The sequence below is a fragment of the Serratia sp. MF1(2023) genome (assembly GCF_030954545.1).
In the GTDB taxonomy this organism is placed as follows: domain Bacteria; phylum Pseudomonadota; class Gammaproteobacteria; order Enterobacterales; family Enterobacteriaceae; genus Serratia; species Serratia sarumanii.
Window position 1 is genome coordinate 60,132 of sequence record NZ_JAVHUX010000050.1, and the last position, 26,334, is coordinate 86,465.

The window sequence follows — 26,334 nt, forward strand, 5'->3', positions numbered from 1 at the left end:
AACCATTCATTGTTTAACGATGATATTTTCCTGCGATGGATCAACGTGTTGCATCTGCAGTTTTTCTGTCGCGATACGTTCAACCCGGCTGTGATCGCCGAGGGCGTTCTCTTCTAAAATCAGGTTGCGCCACTCGATATCCAGCGCATCGCGCTCCAGCACCAGCTGTTCGCGCTCGGCGGTCAGCAGGCGGGTGCGGTGCGCGGTGGTCACCACGAAAACCGCGGAGACCAGTGACGCAATCAGTAAAATCAGGGGGATCTTGGCATTGCGCAGCAGATCGCCGCCAATCACCCCGACCAGGCCGTGACGTTCGTTGCCAATCACGCGGGCATCCTCTCAGCAATACGCAGCACCGAGCTGCGCGCACGCGGGTTGTCCGCCACTTCCGCTTCCGACGGCATCATTTTGCCCAGCGCTTTCAGCGTTCGCCCGCCCATGCTGCGCAGTTGCTCTTCGGTCAACGGAATGCCCGCCGGCACCTGGGCGCCGCGGCTGTGGTGACGCATAAAGCGTTTGACGATGCGGTCTTCCAGCGAGTGGAAGCTGATGATCGACAAACGGCCCCGTGGGGCCAGCACTTCCAGCGCGCCGTCGAGCGCACGCTCGATCTCTTCCAGCTCGCTGTTGATATAGATGCGGATCGCCTGGAAGCTGCGCGTCGCCGGATGCTTGTGCTTTTCACGGAACGGGCTGGCATCGGCAATCAGATCCGCCAACGCTTTGGTGCGCGTCATCGGCTCCACGCGGTTTCTTTCCACGATGGCGCGCGCGATGCGCTTGGCGAAACGCTCTTCGCCAAAGGTTTTCAGCACCCAGGCGATGTCGTCCGCTTCGGCCTTCATCAGCCACTCGGCGGCGGACAAACCGGTGGAGGGATCCATGCGCATGTCCAGCGGGCCATCGCGCATAAAGGAAAACCCGCGCTCTGCGTCGTCAAGCTGCGGCGAAGAAACGCCCAGATCGAGCAGAACGCCGTCGATCTTGCCCACCAATTCACGTTCCCGCACGTAGTGCGACAACTCGGAGAATGGGCCGTGTACGATGGTAAAACGAGGATCTTCAATAGATTTGGCGGCTGCAATCGCCTGAGGGTCACGGTCAATCGCCAGCAAGCGCCCTTCCGGCCCCAGCTGGGACAGAATCAGACGAGAATGGCCACCGCGACCAAAAGTACCGTCGATATATATGCCGTTGCTGCGGATGTTGAGGCCGTTGACGGCTTCGTCCAGCAGGACGGTGGTGTGTTTATAGTTTTCCAACATGCTTATAGCGACAAGTCCTGTAGCCGCTCAGACAACGGTTCCTGAGTCGACTGTTCAGCGTCAATATCATCCTTGACTTGTTGATACCAGGTCTGTTCATCCCACAGTTCAAACTTGTTGAACTGACCGACCAGCATCACTTCTTTCGTGAGTCCGGCGTGTTGCCGCAGCGTATTGGCGAGCAGCAAACGACCGGCACTATCCATCTGACACTCACTGGCATGCCCCAGCAACAGGCGCTGAACGCGGCGCTCGGCGGGATTCATGCTCGACAGACGTGATAATTTTTGTTCAATAATTTCCCATTCGGGCAAAGGATAAAGCAGCAGGCAGGGCTGATGGAGGTCAATGGTACAGACCATTTGGCCTTGCGATTCCTCGTTGAGCAATTCCCGATATCGGGTAGGTACGGCGAGCCGCCCTTTGCTGTCGAGGTTGACCATCGTCGCTCCACGGAACATTCCTGAGCTACCCCTTAGTGACCGTTTTCACCACTTTACCCCACAAATTCCCACACAATGGAGTTTACGGAGGGTATGAAAACCTTGTCAAGCCAGAGCGCCAGCGCTTTGGCAATATTTCTCTGGTCATTTTGGGAGCTGACTCGCGAAAGAAACTCTGATTATTCGACGATTAAAAATTAACACCATGATAAACGGAGAGAATTTTCTAAGCGGAAAGAATCTGATTAAAAACCTGACGAACTGGCGATTAATTAACTCATTACTTCCTTCTGCAAGCCATGTCTCATTTTTCAGCTCGGCAATCTCAGTGCGGTAACCGCTGGCGAGCCGCGCCCGCCAAGGCTCGGCGCCTGGCGAATCGATCGCGGAATAAGGCCATAACTCCTTGAGTTAATAACGCTCAATCGTTATTCACCGTAAAACCGGGCGCTATTTTACTTCAATTTGCACGGCCGTGATGAGGCCGCGAAAAAAATAAATGGCTCGGATATTACGAGCAGAAGTAATTTCGATTTAAATCAATTTGGTAAGATTATTCCCAAAATACCTGTTTACAATTATGGTTTCATTTTCTTACACCTTTATTTCCACAATTTCTGCCGGAAAAAATCTTCACTTGAAGCAAAAAATCGCAACCACATGTTTTTAATGAATTTATTTTAAAATGCCGATTTTAATCCCTCCGCCCTCACCTCTTCCCCGGTTCCGCGGGACAAAAACCGAACAAATGTTAAAAATAAAAATATAAACCTAGTTAAAAAACACAATGCAGCTTAGTACACTATAAAAAACGCAAAAACCCAGACTTAACATCCAATTATTAATAATTTAACAGCAGTTTAACCAAAGGGGATGACACATGCTTTCGCCTGCCGCTCACTGGCGTAGCGCCGCTGCCGATACGTTCGCACTGGTGGTGTACTGCTTTATCGCCGGCATGGCGATAGAAGTGTTGATCTCCGGCATGAGCTTTCAGCAATCCCTCTCTTCGCGCCTGCTGTCGATTCCGGTCAACATCCTGATCGCCTGGCCCTACGGCCGCTATCGCGATCTGTTTATCCGCACGGCGCGCCGCTGCCCGCGCGGCCAGTTCGTGCTGCGCAACCTCGCCGATCTGCTGGCCTACGTCAGTTTCCAGTCGCCGGTTTATGCCGCCATTCTGTGGAGCGTAGGCGCCGACGGCCCACAAATGCTGGCGGCGGTGACCAGTAATGCGCTGGTCTCCATGGCGATGGGCGTGGTGTATGGCTATTTCCTGGAATATTGCAGGCGGCTGTTCCGGGTGGCGGGCTATGTCTAAACCAGGAGCCCGCCAAAGCGAGCTCCCGTAGAGCGAACTATTTGCGGCTCAGGCTGCCGCGGCGGAACAGATTGCGGCGAATACGCGTCAAACCCGGCTTGGGTTTACGCGGTTCGTCCAGGCTGGCCAACACCAGCTCGAGCACGCGTTCGGCCACGTCGCGATGGCGCTGCGCCACCGCGAGCACCGGGCACTCGAGGAAATCCAACAGTTCATGGTCGCCGAAGGTGGCAATCGCCAGATCGGTAGGCAAACGGCCGCGTTGCTTCAGCGTCACGTCCATCACGCCCTGCAACAGCGAGAATGAGGTGGTGAACAGCGCCTGCGGCATCGGGTGCGTTTTCAGCCATTCGGCGAACAGCGCGCCGGCGGCTTCACGTTCATAGCTGTTGGCGTACAGGTAATCGACATGGCGGGGATCCTCTTGCCAGGCCTGACGGAAGCCCTGCTCGCGCAGGAAGCTCACCGAAAGCTCCGGCAAGGCGCCCAGATACAGCACCGATTCAGCCGGGAAGGTGCGCAGCTCCTGCGCCAGTGCAAAGGCGTCTTCCTGATCGGCCCCGACGACGCTGATGAAATGCTCGCGATCCAGCGCGCGGTCCAGCGCGATGATCGGCAGCGGATCGTTGGCCCAGCGTTGATAGAAAGGATGCTCCGGCGGCAAGGCGGTGGAGACGATGATGGCGTCCACCTGGCGCTGCAGCAGGTGCTCGATACAGCGCATTTCGTTGTCCGGCTGATCTTCGGAACAGGCGATCAGCAATTGGTAACCACGCTGGCGCGCCTGGCGCTCCAGGTAGTTGGCGATGCGGGTATAGCTGGTATTTTCCAGATCCGGGATCACCAGACCGATAGAACGGGTACGCCCGGCGCGCAGCCCCGCCGCGACGGCATTCGGGTGATAGTTATGCTCCCTGACCACGGCCATCACTTTCTCGACGGTTTTATCGCTGACACGATACTGCTTCGCCTTGCCGTTGATGACGTAACTGGCCGTCGTGCGCGAAACGCCCGCGAGACGCGCGATTTCATCCAGTTTCACATGAACCCCTTAATGACGCTGAAAATAGAAGTGAAGGCTGTGCTCGGATTAACCATGACATCCCGTGCGGTTATTCAATCCAGCCTCTGCGATCTAACAGCAGAAAACACTGCCTAGCAACCGCTTTTGCCGAAAGGTGCCAGCAATCGGGCAAAAAATACCGAAAAACAAAGGGCGCAGCCACGCCGCGCCCCTGATTATTCACCGCCAGACCGCACTCAGCGCATGATTTTGTCGCCACGCGACACGCCGACCACCCCGGAACGGGCCACTTCCACGATCTCCGCCACTTCACGCACCGCGCTCAGGAAGGCGTCGAGCTTGTCGCTGGTGCCAGCCAGCTGTACCGTGTACAGCGTCGCCGTCACATCCACGATCTGGCCACGGAAAATGTCGGCGCAGCGCTTCACCTCTTCACGGCCGTAGCCGCTGGCCTGCAGCTTCACCAGCATGATCTCGCGCTCAACGTGGGCGCCCTGCACCAGCTCGCTGACGCGCAGCACGTCCACCAGCTTGTGCAGCTGTTTCTCAATCTGCTCCAGCACTTTCTCGTCGCCGACGGTCTGGATAGTCATGCGCGACAGCGTCGGATCGTCGGTCGGCGCCACCGTCAGGCTCTCGATGTTATAACCGCGCTGGGAGAACAGCCCGACCACGCGCGACAAGGCGCCGGATTCGTTTTCCAGCAAGACAGATAAAATACGGCGCATGATCAGGTCCTCTCCGTTTTGCTAAGCCACATTTCGTCCATGCTTCCGCCGCGGATCTGCATCGGGTAAACATGTTCGGTTTCATCGACGGTCACGTCGACGAACACCAGCCGCTCTTTTTCCGCCAGCGCCTGCGCCAGCTTGCTTTCCAGCTCATCCGGCGTGCGGATGGCGATGCCGACATGGCCGTAAGCCTCGGCCAGCTTGACGAAGTCCGGCAGCGAATCCATGTAGGACTGCGAGTGACGGCCGGAATAAATCATGTCCTGCCACTGCTTTACCATGCCCAGATAGCGGTTGTTGAGGTTCACCACCACCACCGGCAGGTTATATTGCAGCGCGGTGGACAGCTCCTGAATATTCATCTGAATGCTGCCGTCGCCGGTCACGCACACCACGGTTTCCTCCGGCAACGCCAGCTTGACGCCCAGTGCCGCCGGCAGGCCGAAGCCCATGGTGCCGAGGCCGCCGGAGTTGATCCAGCGGCGCGGTTTATCGAACGGATAATAGAGCGCGGCGAACATTTGGTGCTGGCCGACGTCCGAGGTGACATACGCATCGCCTTTGGTCAGGCGGTGCAAGGTTTCGATCACCGCCTGCGGTTTGATGGTGCCGCTGTGCTTGTCGTAACCCAGGCAGTCGCGGGCACGCCACTGCTCGATAGACTGCCACCAGTCGCGCAGCGCGTCGTGATCCTGCGCTTTCTCGTCCTGTGCCAACAGCTCCAGCATCTGCACCAGCACCTGTTTGGCATCGCCGACGATCGGAATATCGGCGTCCACCGTTTTGGAGATCGAGGTCGGATCGATATCGATATGCAGCACGGTGGCGTCCGGGCAGTATTTGGCCAGATTGTTGGTGGTGCGATCGTCGAAACGCACGCCGACGGCGAAGATCACGTCAGCGTGATGCATGGTTTTGTTGGCTTCATAGGTGCCGTGCATGCCGAGCATGCCGACGCTCTGGCGGTGGGTGCCAGGGAAAGCGCCCAACCCCATCAGGCTGCTGGTCACCGGCAGGTTCAGCTGTTCCGCCAAGGCCAACAGTTCGGCTTCGCAACCGGCGTTGATCGCGCCGCCGCCGACGTACATCACCGGCTTTTTAGCCGCCAGAATGGTTTGCAGCGCGCGTTTTATCTGCCCGCGGTGGCCCTGCACCGTCGGGTTGTAAGAACGCATGCTCACGTCCTGCGGATAGGCATAAGGCATCCGCACCGCCGGGCCAACGATGTCTTTCGGCAGATCGATCACCACCGGGCCGGGGCGGCCGCTGGAAGCCAGGTAGAACGCCTTCTTCAACACCGCCGGGATGTCTTCGGTGCGTTTTACCAGGAAGCTGTGCTTCACCACCGGGCGCGAAATCCCCACCATATCGCACTCCTGGAAGGCGTCGTAGCCGATCAGCGAGCTGGGCACCTGCCCCGACAGCACCACCATCGGGATCGAGTCCATATAGGCGGTGGCGATACCGGTAATGGCGTTGGTGGCGCCGGGGCCAGAGGTCACCAGCACCACGCCCACTTCACCGGTGGCGCGTGCGTAGCCGTCGGCCATGTGCACCGCCCCCTGCTCGTGGCGCACCAGAATATGATCGATCCCTCCAACCGTATGCAGGGCGTCGTAGATATCGAGCACCGCCCCGCCGGGGTAGCCGAATACATGCTTAACGCCCTGATCGATCAACGATCGGACGACCATCTCGGCTCCTGACAACATCTCCATGGGTTTGCCTCCAGGCTTGCTTATTCTTCTCTGGCGCCGGAACGTAGCGCCTGCTGCGGGGCAATGCCCCAAAGTTTTTATGGGTTGTCGCTATCGAATTAACATAACGTCAGAATTTGGGGCAGGCAAACGACAAAATGGCTTAGCGGAGGCATGGTTATTGCCAAGCGGCTGGATATCACGGCATTATAAAAACAATGCGCTAGCCGCAGGGTTGTCAGGCTAGGCATTGTTTCGAACAGAGGGAAAATTACAGAACTAAATCAGGTGAAGGATATGCCGATTTTTTCGCCGGGCACATGGCCCGGCGGCGGCGTCATGCCTGTTCCTGGTACATTGAATCGATTTCGCGCTGATAGCGCTGCAGGATCACTTTGCGGCGCAGCTTCAGCGTTGGCGTGAGCTCTCCCAGCTCCATGGAAAAGGCCGCCGGCAGCAGCGTGAACTTCTTCACCTGTTCGAAGCGCGCCAGCTCCTTTTGCATCTCGCGCAGACGCTTTTCGAACATCTCGAGGATTTCACCGTTGCGCAGCAGCTCCAGGCGATCCTGATACTTCAGATTGACTGACTTCGCATACTCTTCCAGCGACTCAAAGCACGGCACGATCAGCGCGGAAACGAACTTGCGCGCATCGGCGATGATCGCCACCTGCTCGATAAAGCGATCCTGCGCCAGCGTGCCTTCCAGCATCTGCGGCGCGATGTATTTGCCGCCGGAGGTTTTCATCAAATCCTTCAGCCGTTCGGTGATGAACAGGTTGCCCTCTTCATCGATCGCCCCGGCGTCGCCGGTTTTCAGCCAGCCGTCCTCGGTAAAGGTCGCGGCGGTTTCCAACGGTTTGTTGAAATAGCCGCGCATCACGATCGGCCCGCGCACCTGGATTTCATTTTCCTCGCCAATGCGCACCTCGACCTCAGGCAGCGGTTTGCCGATAGAGCCGAAGCGGAAATGCCCCTCTTCCCAGCAGGAGACGGTGGCGCAGGTTTCGGTCATGCCGTAACCGTACTTGATGTTGACGCCCATCGCCTGGAAAAACAGGATCACATTGTCGTCCAGCTTGGCGCCCGCCGCCGGCAAAAAGCGCACCCGGCCGCCGAGGATACCGCGCAGCTTGCTCAACACCAGCTTGTCGGCCCAGCGGTGGGTGAAGTCGAACACTTTGCCCAACGGTTTGCCGGCCCGCTCCTGCAGGAATTTGCGCTCGCCGCAGACGATCGCCCAGTGGAACAACGCACGGCGCAGCCAAGGGGCGCGCGCCACTTTTTCATGCACCGCGCTGAAAATCTTCTCGTAGAAACGCGGCACCGCACACATCAGCGTCGGGCGGATCTGCCCCATAGCTTCCCGCACCCAGTCGGTATTCGGCAGGAAGACGTTCTGCGCGCCGGAATGCATCACAAAGAAGCTCCAGGCCCGCTCGAACACGTGCGACAGCGGCAGGAAGCTGAGCGACACATCCTCTTCGCCGACCGTCAGCCTTTCATCATGCAGGTAGAGCTGCGCCGCCAGGTTGCGGTAGTCCAGCATCACCCCTTTCGGCTCGCCGGTAGTACCCGAGGTATAAATCAGGGTGAAGAGATCCTGCAGGTCGCACTCTTCAATACGCTGCCGACGTTGAGCGGCAAAAGCCGCCGGATCGGCAGCGCGCTCGAAGGCGCTCAGATGCTGTGCGATCTCGCAGCCGCGCAGATCGGCCCCCTCGTCGAAGACGATAATGTGCCGCAGCTGTGGGCAGACGCCGCGCAGCGCGATGGCGGCGTCAAGCTGCGCCTGCTCACCGACGAACAGTATGCGGATGTCGGCGTCGTTGGTGACAAACGCCGCCTGCGCCGGCGTATTGGTGGAATAGAGCGGTACGCTGACGCCACGCAGGTGCAGGATCGCGAGATCGGTCAACGACCAGGCCATCGTGTTATTGGCGAAAATACCGATGCGTTCTTGCACTTCGACGCCCAGCCCCAGCAGCCCGGCGGCGATGCGATCAATGCGGGCGGCGGCCGCTCCCCAGGTCAGTTGCAACTCGCCGTTGGGCGACCATTGGCGAAAAGCTGTGCGATCGGCTCGGTGGGTGATTTGATGCTGTATACGATGGATCAGATGGTATTGCAGCAGATTAGTGATCATAGTGCTCTAAGCCTGAAATGAATCATACAGTTAAGCCTGAACGACGCCTTGCGGCCCTCATCTCAGCTTACACGTGTTTACTTTTTTCCGCGCAGTCTACCTACTCTCAGGCAGGGGGAAAAGCGATTTCAGCGTAGAAGTGTGAGCCAAAACTCAGGCCGGCTTTCGCGCTTTCATCAGTTGGACAGAACGGGAAGGAAAAGGTTTGACGGCGGCAATAAAACGCGGCCCATCCGGGCCGCCGCATCGAGTTAGTTTAAAATACTAGCCGGAAAGTAAAAATCAGAATATTAATTTATATTAATTATTTTTGCTGAACGAACAAACCCACTATGAAAATAAGTTATTTTATCGCCGTAAAACCAAGAAACATCTTAATAAAAACACAGATAGTTCTTAGTTTTTATCATGAGAAAAAAACGCTCAGTTGAATATTATCTTTATATGGCTCCCATTTTTTATCGATTTACTTTGGGTTACCCGCCTCAATCAGGACGGATTTCATCCACTGGTGCCCTTTATCCCGCTCGGAGGATTCATGCCAAGAAAGATAGCAGGTTGCTTTATTGTGATTGGCGCACAAAGGAACCGCCTTTATTTTCAACGCCTCCGTCTGTTGTCTCACCAGCCAGGCGGGTGCAATCGCCACCATCTCCGTTTGCGACACCATATTCAACACGCTGTAGAGATCCGTGCACTGCTGCGTCACGGCGCGCAGCATCGGTTCCTCTAAATAAAAAGGCTTACTGAACGATCCAAAACTTTCCAGGGATACCGCCGCGTGCTGTTCGGCCAGCATTTGCTCCGGCGTCGCCTCCTCGCCCATTCTCGGGTGCGCCTGCGCGGCCGCCAGCACTAATTCGTCGTCGAACATCGCCAAACTGCGAAACTCTGCCGATTCGAAACGGCTGTAGCCGATGACAAACTCGACGTCCTGATAACGCAATTGATGTTCGATATTATTGTTGATGTATGACTTTATTTGCAGGTTAAGCTGCGGCGCGATCTGTTTGACGTGATTGATTATCCCGGCGCCCAGGCGCAAATCGAGCGGACTGCACAGCGACAAGGAAAACGCTCGCGTGCTGGTCAGCGGCTCGAACTCGGCGCCCGGCAATTCATTCTGCACCAGCTGCAACGCTTGCCGCACCGGGCCAAACAGCTGCCTGGCCCGCATGGTGGGCTGGATCCCGCGCCCGCAGCGCACGAACAGTTCGTCGTTGAACATCACCTTCAGGCGCGCTACCGCGTTGCTCACCGCCGGCTGCGACATCCCTAGCGAATTAGCGGCTCGCGTAATATTTTGCATTTGCATCACGGCGTCAAACACCGTTAGCAAATTAAGATCGACGCTGCGCAAATGAATGTCCGCCGGCTCTTTGACCATAGTGATTTCTGAATCATATTCAGCCATATTTCACTCCACTAAATCCTGTGTAGATAATCTAATCCTTATGCTCGACAAACAATGAAACGCCGCATTGTCATATCTTTGCACGACAAATCCTGCCATTACCGTCATCAACCGATAAAAAACCTCGTGTTATCGACACGATATAAGTCGTATATGGAATACATGTCAGTAGTTTCTCCCGTCAGCGGGAAGAATGCCACCTGGGTAGTACTAATAATTAGGTATCAACAATGATTAATACAACTAAACAACATAGCTGCACTGTATGAGACAAACTATAAAAACACATCATAAGCAATCAAACCATCTAAAAACACCGCTCACTTTGTGTAAAATTACATTATTTTGTTATATTATGACTAAAATAATCAATTAATCATATGAATTCAATTTAAATCATTTGTATAAAAAATGTTATTTTGTTGCCCCCCGTGATTAATCCCTCTTATTTTTTCATCGCAAATCTTAACGCAACGAAATCCAGAAGCAATTAGCGCAGTATATATTCGATTCGTTTATGCTAAGCAGCACGCAAACTGGCCCCATTTTTTCTCTAAGGCGTCGCTTTTTTGCCGAATGATCCTCTGTTTGGCCAATGGGCTGGTGCATTGTCCCCGCATTCAATCAGGTGTTGACATCGCCAGGCCAATCACGTATCAAATTAGGCAGACACCCAATTTAAGAGAAGCTGAACCCTTATGATCCGTACTCATCGTCTACTAGGCCTACTACTCAACGCATCTTGTTTGCGCGGTATGCCTGTGGACGAAGTTCGGAGCTGACTCAGCCGATCACCCATAAGAAACCCGCGCTACTGCGCGGGTTTTTTTTTGCCCGCTTAGCGTGAAATCAACACGATAAGGAATGCACCGATGAGCCAACAAGTCATTATTTTCGATACCACGCTGCGTGATGGCGAACAGGCGTTGCAGGCCAGCCTGAGCGTAAAAGAGAAGATTCAGATTGCGCTGGCGCTGGAAAGAATGGGCGTCGACGTGATGGAGGTCGGCTTCCCGGTCTCTTCGCCGGGCGACTTCGAGTCGGTGCAAACCATCGCGCGCCAGATCAAGAACAGCCGCGTCTGCGGCCTGGCCCGCTGTGTGGACAAAGACATCGACGTGGCCGCCGAAGCGTTGCGCGTCGCCGAAGCATTCCGCATCCACGTATTCCTGGCCACCTCGACCCTGCACATCGAATCGAAACTGAAACGCTCGTTCGACGAAGTGTTGGAGATGGCGGTGCGCTCGGTCAAACGCGCCCGCAACTACACCGACGACGTAGAATTCTCCTGTGAAGACGCCGGCCGCACGCCGATCGACAATCTGTGCCGCGTGGTCGAAGCCGCCATCAACGCCGGCGCCACCACCATCAATATTCCGGACACCGTCGGTTACACCACGCCGAACCAGTTCGGCGGCATCATCACCACCTTGTATGACCGCGTGCCGAACATCGACAAAGCCATCATTTCCGTGCATTGCCACGACGATTTGGGCATGGCGGTCGGCAACTCCATCGCCGCGGTTCAGGCCGGCGCCCGTCAGGTGGAAGGCACCCTGAACGGCATCGGTGAGCGCGCCGGCAACTGTTCGCTGGAAGAGGTGATCATGGCGATTAAGGTGCGCCAGGACATCATGAACGTGCACACCAACATCAATCATCAGGAAATCTTCCGCACCAGCCAGATCGTCAGCCAGCTGTGCAACATGCCGATCCCGGCCAACAAGGCGATCGTCGGCTCCAACGCCTTCGCCCACTCCTCCGGCATTCACCAGGACGGCGTGCTGAAAAACCGCGAAAACTACGAAATCATGACCCCGCAGTCGATCGGCCTGAAGGACGTGCAGTTGAACCTGACCTCCCGCTCCGGCCGGGCGGCGGTGAAACACCGCATGGAAGAGATGGGCTACCAGGAGCAGGACTATAACCTGGATACCCTGTACGCCGCCTTCCTGAAGCTGGCCGACAAGAAGGGCCAGGTGTTCGACTATGACCTGGAGGCGCTGGCCTTCATCAACAAACAGCAGGAAGAGCCGGAGCACTTCAGCCTGGGCTACTTCAGCGTGCAGTCCGGCAGCAGCATCATGGCCACCGCCTCGGTGAAACTGATCTGCGGCGGCGAAGAGAAAGCCGAAGCCGCCACCGGCAACGGCCCGGTCGATGCGGTTTATCAGGCAATCAATCGCATCACCGACTACCCGATCGAGCTGGTGAAGTACCAGTTGACCGCCAAGGGCCATGGCCGCGACGCGCTGGGCCAGGTGGATATCGTGGTCTCTTACAACGGCCGCCGCTTCCACGGCGTGGGTCTGGCGACCGACATCGTCGAATCTTCCGCCAAGGCGATGGTGCACGTGTTGAACAATATTTGGCGCTCACAGCAGGTAGAAAAAGAAAAGCAGCGCCTGCAGCAAAACAAACATCAAAATAATCAGGAAACGGTGTGAACATGACGAAGACTTATCACATTGCCGTCTTGCCCGGAGACGGCATCGGCCCGGAAGTAATGGCTCAGGCGCGCAAAGTGTTGGACGCGGTGCGTCAACGCTTTGACATTCGCATCACCACTGCCGAATACGACGTCGGCGGCATCGCCATCGATCGCCACGGCAGCCCGCTGCCGCCGGCGACCATCGCCGGCTGCGAGCAGGCCGACGCCATCCTGTTCGGATCGGTAGGCGGCCCGAAATGGGAACACCTGCCGCCGGCCGAGCAGCCGGAACGCGGCGCGCTGTTGCCGCTGCGCAAGCACTTCAAACTGTTCAGCAACCTGCGCCCGGCACGCCTGTATCAAGGGCTGGAAGCATTCTGCCCGCTGCGCGCCGACATCGCCGCCCGCGGCTTCGACATTCTGTGCGTGCGCGAACTGACCGGCGGCATCTACTTCGGCCAGCCGAAGGGCCGCGAAGGCCAGGGCATGCAGGAGCGCGCTTTCGATACCGAGGTGTATCACCGTTTCGAGATTGAACGCATCGCGCGCATCGCCTTCGAATCCGCCCGCAAGCGCCGCCACAAGGTGACGTCGATCGACAAGGCCAACGTGCTGCAAAGCTCCATCCTGTGGCGTGAAGTGGTCAATCAGGTCGCCAAGGATTACCCGGACGTGTCGCTGTCGCACATGTATATCGACAACGCTACCATGCAGCTGATCAAGGATCCGTCCCAGTTCGACGTGCTGCTGTGCTCCAACCTGTTCGGCGACATTCTGTCCGACGAATGCGCGATGATCACCGGCTCGATGGGCATGTTGCCGTCCGCCAGCCTGAACGAGCAAGGCTTCGGCCTGTACGAACCGGCGGGCGGTTCCGCGCCGGATATTGCCGGCAAAGGCATTGCCAACCCGATTGCGCAGATCCTGTCCGCCACCCTGCTGCTGCGTTACAGCCTGGGCGCCGATGAAGCGGCCGACGCCGTGGAGCGCGCCATCAACCAGGCGTTGGAACAGGGCTACCGCACCGCCGATCTGGCCGGTGACGGCAAAGCCGTCAGCACCGATGAAATGGGCGACATCATCGCTCGCTTTGTAGCTCAGGGGGCATAACATGGCCAAGACCTTATACCAGAAGCTGTACGACGCCCACGTAGTGCACGAAGCGCCGAACGAAACGCCGTTGCTGTATATCGACCGTCACCTGGTGCACGAAGTCACTTCGCCGCAGGCGTTCGACGGCCTGCGCGCCATGGGCCGCAAGGTGCGCCAGCCCGGCAAAACCTTCGCCACCATGGATCACAACGTGTCGACCCAGACCAAAGACATCAACGCCAGCGGCGAGATGGCGCGCATCCAGATGCAGGAGCTGATCAAGAACTGCGCGGAATTCGGCGTTTCGCTGTATGACCTGAACCACCCGTTCCAGGGCATCGTGCACGTGATCGGGCCTGAGCAAGGCATGACGCTGCCGGGCATGACCATCGTCTGCGGCGACTCGCACACCGCCACCCACGGCGCTTTCGGCTCGCTGGCGTTCGGCATCGGCACCTCCGAAGTGGAACACGTGCTGGCGACCCAGACCCTGAAGCAGGGCCGCGCCAAGACCATGAAGATTGAGGTCACCGGCGACGCCGCCGAGGGCATTACCGCCAAAGACATCGTGCTGGCGGTGATCGGCAAAACCGGCAGCGCCGGCGGCACCGGCCACGTGGTGGAGTTCTGCGGCAAGGCGATCGAAGCGTTGAGCATGGAAGGCCGCATGACCCTGTGCAACATGGCGATCGAAATGGGCGCCAAGGCCGGGTTGGTCGCGCCGGACGACACCACCTTCGCCTACCTGAAGGGGCGTCAGTTCGCGCCAACCGGCGAAAATTGGGAGCAGGCGGTCGCCTATTGGCGCACGCTGAAGTCCGATGCCGACGCCCAATTCGATACCGTGGTGACGCTGCGCGCCGAAGAGATCGCGCCGCAGGTCACCTGGGGCACCAACCCCGGCCAGGTGATCGCCGTCAATCAGGCGATCCCGGCGCCGGAATCGTTCAGCGATCCGGTCGAGCGCGCCTCCGCGGAAAAAGCCTTGGCCTACATGGACTTGAAACCGGGCATCAAATTGACCGACGTGCCGATCGACAAAGTGTTCATCGGCTCCTGCACCAACTCGCGCATCGAAGATCTGCGCGCGGCGGCGGCGATCGCCAAGGGGCGCAAGGTCGCCAGCGGCGTGCAGGCCATCGTGGTGCCGGGCTCCGGCCCGGTGAAGGCCCAGGCGGAAGCCGAAGGGTTGGACAAAATCTTTATCGAAGCCGGTTTCGAATGGCGTTTGCCGGGCTGCTCGATGTGTCTGGCGATGAACAACGACCGTCTGAATCCGGGCGAGCGCTGCGCATCCACCAGCAACCGTAACTTCGAAGGGCGTCAGGGCCGCGGTGGGCGCACCCACCTGGTCAGCCCGGCGATGGCCGCCGCGGCCGCCGTTGCCGGTCACTTCGCCGACATCCGTGATATTCACTAAGGGGCTAACGTGGCTAAATTTACTCAACATACCGGCTTAGTGGTGCCTTTGGATGCGGCCAACGTCGACACCGACGCCATTATTCCCAAGCAGTTTTTACAGAAGGTCACCCGCACCGGCTTCGGCCAGCACCTGTTCAACGACTGGCGCTTCCTCGACGACGCCGGCCAGCAGCCGAACCCGGAATTCGTGCTGAACAAACTGCGCTATAAAGGCGCCAGCATCCTGTTGGCGCGCGAGAACTTCGGCTGCGGCTCCTCGCGCGAACACGCGCCCTGGGCGCTGACCGATTACGGATTCAAAGTGGTGATCGCGCCGAGCTTCGCCGATATCTTTTACGGCAACTCGTTCAACAACCAGCTGTTGCCGGTGACGCTGAGCGAACAGCAGGTGGATGAGCTGTTCAAGCTGGTGGACGCCAACGAGGGAACGGAGTTCGTGGTGGATCTGGAGAACCAGACGGTCAACGCCGGCGGCAAAAGCTATCCGTTCGAAATCGACAGCTTCCGCCGCCACTGCATGATCAACGGGCTGGACAGCATCGGCCTGACGCTGCAGCACGAAGCGGACATCTCCCGCTACGAAGCGCAGCAGCCGGCGTTTTTGAATTAATCCCCTTCACCCGCCGCCCGGCGGGTGAGTTTTTTTCCTCACCAGTAGCCCAGCAGCTTCCACCATGCTCCGCCGATCACTATCCAGATCAGCAGGTTAACCACGCTCATCACCCATCCCGCTTTCCACCATTCCCCCAGCGTCACGTAGCCGGAGCCGAAGACGATCGGCGCGGTGCCGGTGCCGTAATGCGTCAGCGACATCATCAGCGAGGAAGAGAACGCCAGGATCAGGCCCAGCAGCGCCGGTGGCGCGCCGAGCGCGATGCCGGCGGCGAAGAAGGCGGCGAACATCGCCGTCACGTGCGCGGTGGTGCTGGCGAAGAAATAGTGCGAATACAAATAGATGAGGGTCAGCAAGATCGTGCCGCCCACCCAGCTCATGCCCATATGGTCGATGCCGTTGCCCACGGTTTGCGACAGCCAGCCGATCAGCCCCAGCTTGCCGAGGAAGCTGGCCATCATCACCAGCGCCGAGAACCACACCACGGTGTCCCAGGCACCTTTATGCTTGAGCACATCCTCCCAACTCAGCACCCCGGTGGCCAGCAGCACCGCCAGGCCGATCAGCGCCGCGGTGGTGGGATTGACCGCCAGCGCCGGGCCGAAGATCATCGCCGGAATGCCGGCCCACAGCACCAGCAACAGCGCGAACACCCCGAGGGTGATTTTCTCCGGCAGCGTTACCGGCCCCAGCGCCTGCAGTTTTTCGCGCGCGAAGCGCGGCGCGTCCGGGGTACTTTTCACCTCCGGCGGATACAGCAGATAGATGACCAGCGGCATCACGATCAGCGAGCACAGTCCCGGCACCAGAGCGGCGACTGCCCACATCGACCAGGACAGCTCGAAGCTGCCGTGTGTGCCTTTGGCGATCAGGCTGACAATCAGCGGGTTAGGCGCGGTAGCGGTGATAAACATCGCCGAGGTGACCGGGTTGATGTTGTAGTTCACCAGCGACAGGTAGCGGCCGATTTTGCCGGAGGTATTGAGCTCGGGTTTGGAGCCGAAGCTGTCGGCGATCGACTTCATGATCGGGTGAATGATGCCGCCGCCGCGCGCGGTGTTGCTCGGCGTCACCGGCGCCAGCGTGGTTTCCGCCAGCGTCAGCGCATAGGCGATGCCCAGCGTTTTTTTGCCGAACAGCGAAATAAAGTAATAGCCGATGCGCGCGCCCAGCCCGGTTTTATTCAGGCTGAGAGAGATCATGATCGAAAAGCCGATCAGCCAGATCAGCTGGTTGGAAAAGCCGCTGAGCGCGTCGTCCAGCGCGGCGCCCGGCTTGCCGGGATTGGTGACGCCGGTCACCGCCACCAGGGCGATGGCGATCACCGAGACTGCGCCGATCGGCATCGCCTTGCCGATGATGGCGATGATGGTGCCGATAAACAGCGCCAGCAGCTGCCAGGCATTAGGCGCGACGCCCTCCGGCACGGGAATGAGGAACCAGATAATTAGCGTGGCGGCAAGGGCGCACAGGGAAGGAAGCGGTTTGAGCGGTGTGAGTTTATCCATAACGTTCCCACTGTTCTAAACGACAAGGCGGCATCTCAATAGCGAGATGGGCGTGGGCGCAACGATCGCGCGCCATATGTCTTCAGCTTGGGCGTCCGGTTCAGCCTTCTCAATGACTTGCATCAAGAATGCCGTCGTTTGACCTCACACTTCACGCACTTTGGCGCTCATCCCGAGCGCCGCCAGCGCCAACAGCGCCGCCATCCAATACACCGAGCCATGACCGAAATTCTCCACCAGCGCGCCCTGCAGCACCCCGGCCAGGATCACCCCGGTAGATATGCTGTTGGTGAACAGCGTGGTGGCGGCGCCCGGCCGGCCCGGCATCAAATCCTGAAAATAGAGCATGCCGATACCGGCGACGATGCCGATAAACACCGCGTTGAGCAACTGCAGCGCGATCAGGGCCGGCTTGCTCTCCAACACCGTCAGCCCGAGATAAAACAGCAGGCCCGCCGCCACCGCCAGCAGCATCATGTTGCGTTTGCCGAAGCGTTGGACGTAATAACCGGCCAACAGCATCGCCGGGATCTCCAACCCGGCGGCGGTGCCCATCAGCACCCCGGCCAGCCCTTCCGGCAGGCCGAGATCGGCGGTGATATACAGCGGCATATCGATGATGTACAAGGTATTGCAGGTCCACATCAGCATCGAGGCGATGAACAGCAGCCGCACATCGCGATTGCGCCAGGCGCTGGCGGGCGCAATCGGCGCGGAAGCGCCTTCCCGCAACCCTTCGCCATCCGCCGCGCGCGGCACCGAAGGCAGCATGAATCCTACCAGCAGCACGCAGACCGCGAAGGTGGCGGCGGCGATCAGGAACATCACGGTGAACCCGTAGCTGAGCGCCAGCGCAAACGACAGCGGCGGGCCGATCACCCACGCCAGCGAAAGCTGGGCGCGCATCACCGAGCTGAACATCACCACTTCACGCGCCTCGCTGTCGGCGTATTCCCGCGCCAGCGCGAAAATCTGCGGCATGGCGGTGTTGGCAACGGCGGACATCAGCACCCCGGCGGTGATTAGCGTCAGGTAGTCGCGGTTAAAGGCAAACAGCAGACAGTTGCCGACCGCCATCAGGCAGCACAGCAGGATCAGCCTGCGCCGATCGCCGCGGGTATCGGAGCGTTTGGCCAGCAGAAAACTGACGACGATGCCGGCCACCGCGTTGGCGGTGTAAAACAGCCCGACCCACAGCGGCCGCACCTTGACCTCGGTGGTCAGAAACAGGCTGAGCGTCGGCGTCAGCAACGCGCCGGCGATGCCAGAAAGAAAAGCAATCAGCAGGAATGCGGCAAAGATGGGATTGATGCGCTGTGACAACCGGCTCAGGCGTTGCATATCGTCTTCCCTGACCTCAAAGCAGAAAAAAGAACCTTAGGCCACGGCGAGAAAAATGCAAGCGCATTGCCATGACCACGCATAAAAAAACCAGTGGGTCGCCCCACTGGCTGGTGAAACAGCACCATTACTCAGAAATTGGTTGCCGGAGCCCCTACAGGTGCTCGCGATACTGCTTATCGGTCATCTCTTTGATGTCCCATTGCGTCAGGTGCGCCAGCATCGCCAGCCGCGCCTGCTCGGGCACCACGCTCAGCCAGTCTGCGCGCTGGCGGCGCACCGCGCTGAAATAGCGCTGGTAGAACTGTCTGGATAAGAAAGCTTTCATCATTACGCCCTCCCCCTTTCATTGATGAAAATTATCGGCGTAATATAGGGAAAGAAAAATTGACGAGTTGAGGCAGGAGCGTTCCTCTTTTATGTCCACGTCCCGATTGCAGCAGCAGTTCATCCGCCTGTGGCAGCGCTGCCACGGTGAAACCACCGACACCACGCTGCAGGATCTGGCGGAGGTGCTGAGCTGCTCGCGGCGCCACGTGCGATCCCTGCTGAGCGCCATGCAGCGAGAGGGCTGGCTCACCTGGCAGGCGGAGTCGGGGCGCGGCAAACGTTCGCGGCTAACCTTCCACTACACCGGCCTGGCGCTGCAGCAACAGCGGGCCGAGGAGCTGTTGGAACAGGACCGCATCGATCAGTTGGTGCAGCTGGTGGGCGACAAAAACGTGGTGCGCCAGATGCTGCTGTCGCAGCTGGGGCGCAGCTTCCGCCAGGGGAAACATATCCTGCGGGTGCTCTACTACCGGCAGCTGTACAACCTGCTGCCCGGCTCGGCGCTGCGGCGTTCGGAAACCCATTTGGCGCGCCAGATCTTCAACGGCCTGACGCGCATAAATGAGGAAAACGGGGAACTCGAGTCCGATCTGTCCCACCATTGGCAGGCGCTGACGCCGCTGCACTGGCGGTTTTACCTGCGCCCGGCGATCCATTTTCATCACGGCCGCGAGCTGGAGATGGCGGACGTCATCACTTCCCTCTCACGTCTGACCTCGCAACCGCTGTTCTCGCATATCGAGAGCGTCACCTCGCCGACGCCGTTCGTGATCGACGTGCAGCTGCGCAGCCCCGACCACTGGCTGCCCTGGCTGCTGGGCAGCGTGCAGGCCATGATCCTGCCGCGCGAATGGCGCGAACTGCCTGATTTCGCCCGCCATCCGGTCGGCACCGGCCCCTACCGCATGGTGCGCAACCATCCCAGCCAGATGAAGATCCACGCCTTCGACGACTATTTCGGCTACCGGGCGCTGATCGACGAGGTGAACATCTGGGTGCTGCCGGAGTTTTCCGAAGAGCTGGTGCACTCCGGCGTGCAGCTGCAGGGCGATGAAACCGGCAACAGCGAGCTGGAAAGCCGGCTGGAAGAGGGCTGCTATTTCCTGCTGTTCGATCAGCGCTCCCCGCTGGCCGCCGATCCCGCCATTCGCAGCTGGCTGTGCGAATTGATCAACCCCATTTCGCTGCTGAGCCACGCCGGGCCGCTCTACCAGCGCTATTGGTCGCCGGCGTACGGCCTGCTGCCGCGCTGGCACCACAACCGCACGCTGGCGCAGCAGTCCAAGCCCGCGGGCCTGACCGAACTGACGATGACCCACTTCAATGAGCATTCGGAGTTTCACGCCATTCGCCAGGCGATCGAACCGCTGCTGGCGCAGCACGGCATCCGCCTGATTGTGCAAAGCGTGGATTACGCCACCTGGCACCAGGGCGACGCGCGCAGCGATCTGTGGCTCGGCAGCGCCAACTTCTATCTGCCGCTGGAGTTTTCGCTGTTCGCCACGCTGTACGAACTGCCGCTGGTGCAGCACTGCATGAACGAAGATCTGGCGCAGGACGCGGCGCTGTGGCGCGCCAACCGCTTGCCGCTGGCGGAGTTCTGCCAGCGTCTGGTCAGCAACCACCAGCTGCATCCGCTGTTCCACCACTGGCTGCAGTTGCACGGCCAGCGCAGCATGCGCGGCGTGCGGATGAACACCCTCGGCTGGTTTGACTTCAAGTCCGCCTGGTTTGCCCCGCCGGAGGCATAAGCGCCTTTCGCCCGGGTCGGTTAATCTTTACAATAGCGCCGTCTCAACGGGGTGCGGTAAGTCGGGCCGCGTGATAAGCCCGATTTTCCGCTGAGAGCACACCCGTCGAACCTGATCCGGTCAATACCGGCGGAGGGATTTGAGCCCAGCGAACCGGCGACGCCGCCTCGCCCCCTCAGATGCCCTTGCCCCCTTATTTTTCAGGAGTGCAACGTGGTCAAAACATATCTGCCCTGCTTATTGCTGCTGTGCGCCGCGCCGGTGTTCGCCAAGCCGACGCTGACGGTTTACACCTACGATTCCTTCGCCGCCGACTGGGGCCCCGGCCCGGCGGTGAAAAAAGCCTTCGAAGCCGAGTGCGACTGTGAATTGAAGTTCGTCGCGCTGGAAGACGGCGTCTCGCTGCTGAACCGCCTGCGCATGGAAGGCAAGAACAGCGCCGCCGACGTGGTGCTGGGGCTGGACAACAACCTGTTGCAGGCGGCGCAGCAAACCGGCCTGTTCGCGCCGAGCGGCGTCGACACCGCCAAACTGACGGTGCCGGGCGGCTGGCAGGACGCGACCTTCGTGCCTTACGACTACGGTTACTTCGCCTTCGTCTACAACAAAGAAAAACTGAAGAACCCGCCGAAAAGCCTGCAGGAGCTGGTCAGCAGCGATCGCAACTGGAAAGTGATCTACGAAGATCCGCGCACCAGCACGCCGGGCCTCGGCCTGCTGCTGTGGATGCAAAAAGTGTATGGCGACAAGGCGCCGGCCGCCTGGCAGCAGTTGGCGAAGAAGACCGTCACCGTCACCAAAGGCTGGAGCGAAGCCTACGGCCTGTTCCTGAAAGGCGAAGGCGATCTGGTGCTCAGCTACACCACCTCTCCCGCCTATCACCTGATCGAAGAGAAAAAAGATCTCTACGCCGCCGCCACGTTCAGCGAAGGGCACTACCTGCAGGTGGAAGTGGCGGGCAAGCTGAAGGCCGCCAAACAGCCTGAGCTGGCGGAGCGCTTCATGCAGTTCATGGTGACGCCGGCGTTCCAGAACACCATCCCGACCGGCAACTGGATGTACCCGGTGATCAACACCCCACTGCCCGTCGGCTTTGAGCAGATGAGCGTGCCGCAGACCGCGCTGCAATACAGCGCCGAAGAGGTGGCCAAACAACGCGGCGGCTGGATCCGGGCATGGCAAACCGCCGTCAGCCGCTGATACCCCGCTGGCTCTGGCCGGGGCTGCTGGCCGCCGGCGTGATCCTGCTGGTCGCCGCGCTGGCGATGGGCTCGCTGTGGCGTCACGCGCCGGGCAGCGACTGGCGCGGCCTGTGGCAGGACAGCTACCTGTGGCACGTGGTGCGATTCACCTTCTGGCAGGCGCTGCTGTCGGCGCTGATTTCGGTGCTGCCCGCCGTTCTGCTGGCACGCGCGCTCTATCGCCGCCGTTTCCCCGGCCGGCAGCTGCTGCTGCGGCTGTGCGCCATGACGCTGGTGCTGCCGGTGCTGGTGGCGGTGTTCGGCCTGCTCAGCGTCTATGGGCGCCAGGGCTGGCTGGCGACGCTGTGCGGCTGGCTGGGCGTCGAGTATGGCTTTTCGCCCTACGGCCTGCAGGGCATTCTGCTGGCGCACCTGTTCTTTAACCTGCCGCTGGCCACCCGCCTGTTGCTGCAGGCGCTGGAGAACATTCCGGTGGAGCAGCGCCAGCTGGCCGCCCAGCTGGGCATGAACGGCTGGCAGCAGTTCCGCTTCGTCGAATGGCCGGCGCTGCGCCGCCAGATCCTGCCGAGCGGCGCGTTGATCTTCATGCTGTGCTTCGCCAGCTTCGCCACCGTGCTGTCGCTGGGCGGCGGGCCGCAGGCCACCACCATCGAACTGGCGATCTACCAGGCGCTGAGTTACGACTACGATCTGGGTCGCGCCGCCATGCTGGCGCTGATCCAGTTAAGCTGTTGTCTGGGGCTGGTGTTGCTCAGCCAGCGGCTGAGCCAGGCGCTGCCGGTGGGCCATACCCACGCCCAGCGCTGGCGCAACCCGGAAGACAGCCTGTGGCGGCGCGTCGGCGATTTTCTGCTGATCGCCGCCGCGCTGTTGCTGTTATTGCCGCCTCTGCTGGCGGTGATCGCCGACGGCGCCAATCAGGCTATCGTCAGCGTGCTGCGCCAGCCGGTGCTGTGGCAGGCGCTGTTCACGTCGCTGCGCATCGCCCTCGGCGCCGGGCTACTGTGCGTGGCGCTCACGATGATGCTGCTGTGGAGCAGCCGCGAGCTGAAGCTGCGGCAGCATCTGCGCGGCGGCCAGGCGCTGGAGCTGAGCGGCATGGTGATCCTGGCGATGCCGGGTATCGTGCTGGCCACCGGCTTCTTCCTGCTGCTGAGCGATACGATCGGGCTGCCGCAGTCACCCTATGCGCTGGTGATCCTCACCAATGCGCTGATGGCGGTGCCCTATGCGCTGAAGGTGTTGGAGAACCCGATGCGCGACCTCGCCGAACGTTACAATCCACTGTGCCTGTCGCTGGATATCCACGGCTGGCAACGGCTGCGGCTGATCGAACTGCGCGCGCTGCGCCGCCCGCTGGCGCAGGCGCTGGCCTTCGCCTGCGTGCTGTCGATCGGCGATTTCGGCGTGGTCGCCTTGTTTGGCAACGAGCATTTCCGTACCCTGCCTTTTTACCTGTATCAGCAGATTGGCGCCTACCGCAGCAACGACGGGGCGGTGACCGCGCTGCTGTTGCTGCTGTTGTGCTTCCTGTTGTTTACCCTGATCGAACGCTTACCGGGGCGCCATGCTGACGCTTGAAAAACTGACCTATCTGTATGAACACCTGCCGATGCGCTTTGATCTGCGCATCCAGCCGGGCGAGCGCGTCGCGGTGCTCGGCCCCAGCGGCGCCGGTAAAAGCACCCTGCTGAGCCTGATCGCCGGTTTTCTGCCGGCGGCCAGCGGCCGGCTGCTGCTGAACGGCGAAGACCACACCGCCACACCGCCGGCCAAACGGCCAGTGTCGATGCTGTTTCAGGAAAACAACCTGTTCGCGCACCTGACGGTAGCGCAGAACATCGGGCTGGGGTTGGATCCCGGTCTGCGCTTGACTGAACAGCAGCGCCAACAGCGGGCGCATATCGCTCGTCAGGTCGGCCTGGAAGAGCACCTGGATCGCCTGCCGTCGCAGCTTTCCGGCGGCCAGCGTCAGCGCGCCGCGCTGGCGCGCTGTTTGATTCGCCAACGGCCGATCCTGCTGCTCGACGAGCCCTTCTCGGCGCTCGATCCGGCGCTGCGCAACGAGATGCTGCAGCTGCTGCAGACGGTGTGCGAACAGCGCAACCTGACGCTGCTGATGGTGTCGCACAACCTCGACGACGCGGCGCGCATCGCCCCGCGCACGCTGCTGGTGGTCGACGGCCGCATCTATTACGACGGCCCGACGCAGGCGCTGCTGGACGGCAGCGCGCCCGAAGCGCGCGTGCTGGGCATTTCGGGTAAAGCGTGATCTGACGCGCGTTTTTTATGCTGCGCCAATAAACCTGTTGTGCGAATTTTGCGCCTGTGTTTTTATAAAAACCTGACTCTTTTTACTGATGATAAGGTTCCCTGTGATCGCATCCTCGCTGACTTCGACCCTACTAGTTACCGCGCTACCAGCCGCGGTGGTCGTCGTGCGTGTGGTGGTGGTCGTCGGCAATGCGCCGTAGGGTCCGAATCAACGCATCGATTCCCAAACCCCGCCGGCGCAAACCGGGCGGGGTTTCTTGTTTTAGCACCCTGCCCAGCAAAGCTCACCGGCCTTGAGAAAGGACAGGAACATGGCAACTTCGGGCACGCCTCAACCGGGCACCAGCTTCACCGGCGCACAATTGATCGTTCATCTGCTGGAGCGGCAGGGCATCACCACCGTCGCCGGCATCCCCGGCGGCGCCGCGCTGCCGCTGTATGACGCGCTGAGCCAAAGCACCCGCATTCACCACGTGCTGGCGCGCCACGAACAGGGCGCGGGCTTTATGGCGCAGGGCATGGCGCGCGCCAACGGCAAAGCGGCGGTGTGCATCGCCTCCAGCGGGCCGGGCGCCACCAACCTGGTCACCGCCATCGCCGACGCCAAGCTCGACTCCATTCCGCTGGTGTGCATCACCGGTCAGGTGCCCTCCTCAATGATCGGCACCGACGCCTTCCAGGAGGTGGACACCTACGGCATTTCCATTCCGATCACCAAGCACAACCATCTGGTGCGCGATATCCGCGAGCTGCCGCAGGTGATCGGCGACGCGTTCCGCATCGCCGAATCCGGCCGCCCCGGCCCGGTCTGGATCGATGTGCCGAAAGATGTGCAAACCGCCACCATCACCCTGGAAGAGCTGCCGCCGATCGCCGTGCCGGACGCCGCCCCAACCTTCGATCCGGCGCTGGTTGCGCAGGCCGCCGCGATGATCAACCAGGCGAAACGCCCGATCCTCTACCTGGGCGGCGGCATCATCTGCGCCGAGGCTCACCGGCAGGCGCTGGAACTGGCCGAACGCGCCGGTCTGCCTACCACCATGACGCTGATGGCGCTGGGGGCGATGCCGGTGGAACACCCGCTGTCGCTGGGCATGCTGGGCATGCACGCGGCGCGCAGCACCAACTTCATTCTGCAGGAGGCCGATCTGCTGATCGTGCTGGGCGCACGCTTCGACGATCGGGCAATCGGCAAAACCGAGCAGTTCTGCCCTAACGCCGCCATCATTCACGTGGATATCGACCGCGCCGAGCTGGGCAAGGTCAAGCAGGCCAACGTGGCGATCCATGCCGACGTCGGCCAGGTACTGCAACAGCTGCTGCCGCAGATCGACACGCAGCCGCGCAGCGCGTGGCTGAGCACCGTCAACGACCTGAAGCGCGAGTTCCCGTTCAACATGCCGAACGCCGACGATCCGCTGAGCCATTACGGCCTGGTTCTGGCCGCCGCGCGCTGCGTGGACGACAGCGCCATTATCACCACCGACGTGGGCCAGCATCAGATGTGGGTGGCGCAGGCCTATCCGCTGAGCCGGCCGCGCCAGTGGCTGACGTCGGGCGGCCTGGGCACCATGGGCTTCGGTCTGCCGGCGGCGATCGGCGCGGCGCTGGCAGAGCCCGAGCGTAAAGTGCTGTGCTTCTCCGGCGACGGCAGCCTGATGATGAACATTCAGGAAATGGCCACCGCCGTCGAACACGATCTGGACGTGAAAATCATTTTGATGAACAACCAGGCGCTGGGGCTGGTGCACCAGCAGCAAACCCTGTTCTACCAGCAGCGCATCTTCGCCGCCGCCTATCCGAAGCGCACCGACTTCCTGAAGATCGCCGCCGGATTCGGGCTGGATACCTGCGATTTGAACGCCGCGGAAGATCCGCAGGCGGCGCTGGCCGAAGCGATCCAACGCCCGGGTCCCTGCCTGATCCACGCGCTGATCGATATCAACGAAAAAGTGTTCCCGATGGTGCCGCCGGGCGCCGCCAACATCGACATGATTGGAGAATAAGCCATGCTGCAACCACAAGATAAACCCCAGGTGATCCTGGAGCTGGCCGTGCGCAACCATCCCGGTGTCATGTCGCACGTTTGCGGGCTGTTCGCTCGCCGCGCGTTCAACGTCGAAGGCATTCTGTGTCTGCCGCTGAAGGACGGCCAGCAGAGCCGCATTTGGCTACTGGTCGCCGACGATCAGCGGCTGGAGCAAATGATCAGCCAGGTGGAAAAGCTGGAAGACGTGCTGCAGGTGAAGCGCCACAGCGAAGACGTGCGGGTATTTGAACAGCTGGAAGCGTTCTTTCAGTAATACGAAGGGGGCTTACGCCCCCGCAA

At 60.0% G+C, this 26,334-nt stretch carries 23 protein-coding genes and 1 riboswitch; of the genes, 12 read left to right on the plus strand and 11 right to left on the minus strand.

Annotated elements, in window-relative coordinates; genetic code table 11:
- Positions 1-6: 6 nt before the first annotated feature.
- The 3 genes from ftsL to mraZ are packed head-to-tail and all read right to left on the minus strand — an operon-like array spanning position 7 to position 1,726.
- On the minus strand, positions 7-327 hold the full coding sequence (gene ftsL, locus REA38_RS24030) for a cell division protein FtsL (RefSeq protein ID WP_012005204.1): 321 nt from the start codon (positions 325-327) through the stop codon (positions 7-9).
- Entirely contained in the window at positions 324-1,265 is a 942-nt protein-coding gene (gene rsmH, locus REA38_RS24035; RefSeq protein ID WP_033637099.1) for a 16S rRNA (cytosine(1402)-N(4))-methyltransferase RsmH, read from the minus strand. The genes ftsL and rsmH overlap by 4 nt, the downstream gene beginning before the upstream one ends.
- 2 nt (positions 1,266-1,267) lie before the next feature.
- Complete coding sequence (gene mraZ, locus REA38_RS24040) at positions 1,268-1,726, minus strand: division/cell wall cluster transcriptional repressor MraZ (protein WP_025159638.1); 459 nt, start codon at positions 1,724-1,726, stop codon at positions 1,268-1,270.
- 862 nt (positions 1,727-2,588) lie between these two features.
- Between mraZ and REA38_RS24045 the strand changes: the two genes are divergently transcribed.
- Positions 2,589-3,029 carry an L-alanine exporter AlaE gene (locus REA38_RS24045; RefSeq protein ID WP_033637098.1) on the plus strand — a complete coding sequence of 147 codons (441 nt, stop codon included), beginning with the start codon at positions 2,589-2,591 and terminating at the stop codon, positions 3,027-3,029.
- A gap of 37 nt (positions 3,030-3,066) precedes the next feature.
- On the opposite strand, the gene cra is transcribed toward REA38_RS24045, so the two are convergent.
- From cra to leuO, 5 genes are all read right to left on the minus strand, one after another.
- On the minus strand, positions 3,067-4,071 hold the full coding sequence (gene cra / locus REA38_RS24050) for a catabolite repressor/activator (RefSeq protein WP_004932801.1): 1,005 nt from the start codon (positions 4,069-4,071) through the stop codon (positions 3,067-3,069).
- Between the two features lie 218 nt (positions 4,072-4,289).
- Positions 4,290-4,781, minus strand: a complete 492-nt coding sequence (gene ilvN / locus REA38_RS24055; RefSeq protein ID WP_004932806.1) for an acetolactate synthase small subunit — start codon at positions 4,779-4,781, stop codon at positions 4,290-4,292.
- A gap of 2 nt (positions 4,782-4,783) precedes the next feature.
- On the minus strand, positions 4,784-6,502 hold the full coding sequence (gene ilvI, locus REA38_RS24060) for an acetolactate synthase 3 large subunit (RefSeq protein WP_041033253.1): 1,719 nt from the start codon (positions 6,500-6,502) through the stop codon (positions 4,784-4,786).
- Between the two features lie 316 nt (positions 6,503-6,818).
- Positions 6,819-8,627, minus strand: coding sequence for a long-chain fatty acid--CoA ligase (locus REA38_RS24065; RefSeq protein ID WP_060439094.1), 1,809 nt, complete (start codon positions 8,625-8,627; stop codon positions 6,819-6,821).
- Positions 8,628-9,093: 466 nt separating this feature from the next.
- Positions 9,094-10,041, minus strand: a complete 948-nt coding sequence (gene leuO, locus REA38_RS24070; protein WP_033649194.1) for a transcriptional regulator LeuO — start codon at positions 10,039-10,041, stop codon at positions 9,094-9,096.
- An 872-nt stretch (positions 10,042-10,913) separates the two neighbouring features.
- On the opposite strand from leuO, the gene leuA reads away from it, so the two are divergent.
- The 4 genes from leuA to leuD are packed head-to-tail and all read left to right on the plus strand — an operon-like array spanning position 10,914 to position 15,596.
- Positions 10,914-12,488: a 2-isopropylmalate synthase gene (leuA, locus tag REA38_RS24075; protein ID WP_004932820.1), complete on the plus strand. Its 1,575-nt coding sequence runs from the start codon at positions 10,914-10,916 to the stop codon at positions 12,486-12,488.
- Positions 12,489-12,490: 2 nt separating this feature from the next.
- Complete coding sequence (leuB, locus tag REA38_RS24080) at positions 12,491-13,582, plus strand: 3-isopropylmalate dehydrogenase (RefSeq protein ID WP_308886763.1); 1,092 nt, start codon at positions 12,491-12,493, stop codon at positions 13,580-13,582.
- Position 13,583: 1 nt separating this feature from the next.
- On the plus strand, positions 13,584-14,984 hold the full coding sequence (gene leuC, locus REA38_RS24085) for a 3-isopropylmalate dehydratase large subunit (RefSeq protein ID WP_033637093.1): 1,401 nt from the start codon (positions 13,584-13,586) through the stop codon (positions 14,982-14,984).
- A 9-nt stretch (positions 14,985-14,993) separates the two neighbouring features.
- Positions 14,994-15,596: a 3-isopropylmalate dehydratase small subunit gene (gene leuD / locus REA38_RS24090; protein WP_308886764.1), complete on the plus strand. Its 603-nt coding sequence runs from the start codon at positions 14,994-14,996 to the stop codon at positions 15,594-15,596.
- A gap of 38 nt (positions 15,597-15,634) precedes the next feature.
- On the opposite strand, the gene REA38_RS24095 is transcribed toward leuD, so the two are convergent.
- From REA38_RS24095 to sgrT, 3 genes are all read right to left on the minus strand, one after another.
- A complete protein-coding gene (locus tag REA38_RS24095) occupies positions 15,635-17,107 on the minus strand; it encodes a DASS family sodium-coupled anion symporter (protein ID WP_033649188.1) in 1,473 nt (490 codons plus the stop codon).
- A 144-nt stretch (positions 17,108-17,251) separates the two neighbouring features.
- Positions 17,252-18,448: a sugar efflux transporter gene (locus REA38_RS24100; RefSeq protein WP_033637091.1), complete on the minus strand. Its 1,197-nt coding sequence runs from the start codon at positions 18,446-18,448 to the stop codon at positions 17,252-17,254.
- Positions 18,449-18,602: 154 nt separating this feature from the next.
- A complete protein-coding gene (sgrT, locus tag REA38_RS24105) occupies positions 18,603-18,779 on the minus strand; it encodes a glucose uptake inhibitor SgrT (protein ID WP_170310358.1) in 177 nt (58 codons plus the stop codon).
- Positions 18,780-18,867: 88 nt separating this feature from the next.
- On the opposite strand from sgrT, the gene sgrR reads away from it, so the two are divergent.
- The 7 genes from sgrR (at position 18,868) to ilvN (REA38_RS24140) (ending at position 26,308) form a co-directional block, all read left to right on the plus strand.
- On the plus strand, positions 18,868-20,529 hold the full coding sequence (gene sgrR, locus REA38_RS24110; protein ID WP_308886767.1) for an HTH-type transcriptional regulator SgrR: 1,662 nt from the start codon (positions 18,868-18,870) through the stop codon (positions 20,527-20,529).
- Between the two features lie 37 nt (positions 20,530-20,566).
- Positions 20,567-20,685, plus strand: a riboswitch (TPP riboswitch).
- A 57-nt stretch (positions 20,686-20,742) separates the two neighbouring features.
- Positions 20,743-21,729, plus strand: coding sequence for a thiamine ABC transporter substrate binding subunit (thiB, locus tag REA38_RS24115; protein WP_049196034.1), 987 nt, complete (start codon positions 20,743-20,745; stop codon positions 21,727-21,729).
- Complete coding sequence (gene thiP / locus REA38_RS24120) at positions 21,705-23,312, plus strand: thiamine/thiamine pyrophosphate ABC transporter permease ThiP (protein ID WP_308886768.1); 1,608 nt, start codon at positions 21,705-21,707, stop codon at positions 23,310-23,312. The genes thiB and thiP overlap by 25 nt, the downstream gene beginning before the upstream one ends.
- The gene (gene thiQ, locus REA38_RS24125; RefSeq protein WP_308886770.1) at positions 23,299-24,003 is read left to right on the plus strand and encodes a thiamine ABC transporter ATP-binding protein ThiQ; all 705 of its coding nucleotides are present in this window, start codon (positions 23,299-23,301) and stop codon (positions 24,001-24,003) included. The genes thiP and thiQ overlap by 14 nt, the downstream gene beginning before the upstream one ends.
- 88 nt (positions 24,004-24,091) lie before the next feature.
- Positions 24,092-24,205, plus strand: a complete 114-nt coding sequence (ivbL, locus tag REA38_RS24130) for an ilvB operon leader peptide IvbL (protein ID WP_154747116.1) — start codon at positions 24,092-24,094, stop codon at positions 24,203-24,205.
- A 111-nt stretch (positions 24,206-24,316) separates the two neighbouring features.
- On the plus strand, positions 24,317-26,011 hold the full coding sequence (gene ilvB, locus REA38_RS24135) for an acetolactate synthase large subunit (protein ID WP_060388135.1): 1,695 nt from the start codon (positions 24,317-24,319) through the stop codon (positions 26,009-26,011).
- A gap of 3 nt (positions 26,012-26,014) precedes the next feature.
- Positions 26,015-26,308, plus strand: a complete 294-nt coding sequence (gene ilvN, locus REA38_RS24140; RefSeq protein ID WP_016929110.1) for an acetolactate synthase small subunit — start codon at positions 26,015-26,017, stop codon at positions 26,306-26,308.
- Positions 26,309-26,334: the final 26 nt, after the last annotated feature.

Coding starts and splice junctions, on each gene's coding strand:
- rsmH (WP_033637099.1), bottom strand. CDS start 1,265: ATGTTGGAAAACTATAAACACACCACCGTCCTGCTGGACGAAGCCGTC.
- mraZ (WP_025159638.1), bottom strand. CDS start 1,726: ATGTTCCGTGGAGCGACGATGGTCAACCTCGACAGCAAAGGGCGGCTC.
- REA38_RS24045 (WP_033637098.1), top strand. CDS start 2,589: ATGCTTTCGCCTGCCGCTCACTGGCGTAGCGCCGCTGCCGATACGTTC.
- ilvN (WP_004932806.1), bottom strand. CDS start 4,781: ATGCGCCGTATTTTATCTGTCTTGCTGGAAAACGAATCCGGCGCCTTG.
- ilvI (WP_041033253.1), bottom strand. CDS start 6,502: ATGGAGATGTTGTCAGGAGCCGAGATGGTCGTCCGATCGTTGATCGAT.
- REA38_RS24065 (WP_060439094.1), bottom strand. CDS start 8,627: ATGATCACTAATCTGCTGCAATACCATCTGATCCATCGTATACAGCAT.
- leuO (WP_033649194.1), bottom strand. CDS start 10,041: ATGGCTGAATATGATTCAGAAATCACTATGGTCAAAGAGCCGGCGGAC.
- leuA (WP_004932820.1), top strand. CDS start 10,914: ATGAGCCAACAAGTCATTATTTTCGATACCACGCTGCGTGATGGCGAA.
- leuB (WP_308886763.1), top strand. CDS start 12,491: ATGACGAAGACTTATCACATTGCCGTCTTGCCCGGAGACGGCATCGGC.
- leuC (WP_033637093.1), top strand. CDS start 13,584: ATGGCCAAGACCTTATACCAGAAGCTGTACGACGCCCACGTAGTGCAC.
- REA38_RS24095 (WP_033649188.1), bottom strand. CDS start 17,107: ATGGATAAACTCACACCGCTCAAACCGCTTCCTTCCCTGTGCGCCCTT.
- REA38_RS24100 (WP_033637091.1), bottom strand. CDS start 18,448: ATGCAACGCCTGAGCCGGTTGTCACAGCGCATCAATCCCATCTTTGCC.
- sgrT (WP_170310358.1), bottom strand. CDS start 18,779: ATGATGAAAGCTTTCTTATCCAGACAGTTCTACCAGCGCTATTTCAGC.
- sgrR (WP_308886767.1), top strand. CDS start 18,868: ATGTCCACGTCCCGATTGCAGCAGCAGTTCATCCGCCTGTGGCAGCGC.
- thiP (WP_308886768.1), top strand. CDS start 21,705: ATGGCAAACCGCCGTCAGCCGCTGATACCCCGCTGGCTCTGGCCGGGG.
- thiQ (WP_308886770.1), top strand. CDS start 23,299: ATGCTGACGCTTGAAAAACTGACCTATCTGTATGAACACCTGCCGATG.
- ivbL (WP_154747116.1), top strand. CDS start 24,092: ATGATAAGGTTCCCTGTGATCGCATCCTCGCTGACTTCGACCCTACTA.
- ilvB (WP_060388135.1), top strand. CDS start 24,317: ATGGCAACTTCGGGCACGCCTCAACCGGGCACCAGCTTCACCGGCGCA.
- ilvN (WP_016929110.1), top strand. CDS start 26,015: ATGCTGCAACCACAAGATAAACCCCAGGTGATCCTGGAGCTGGCCGTG.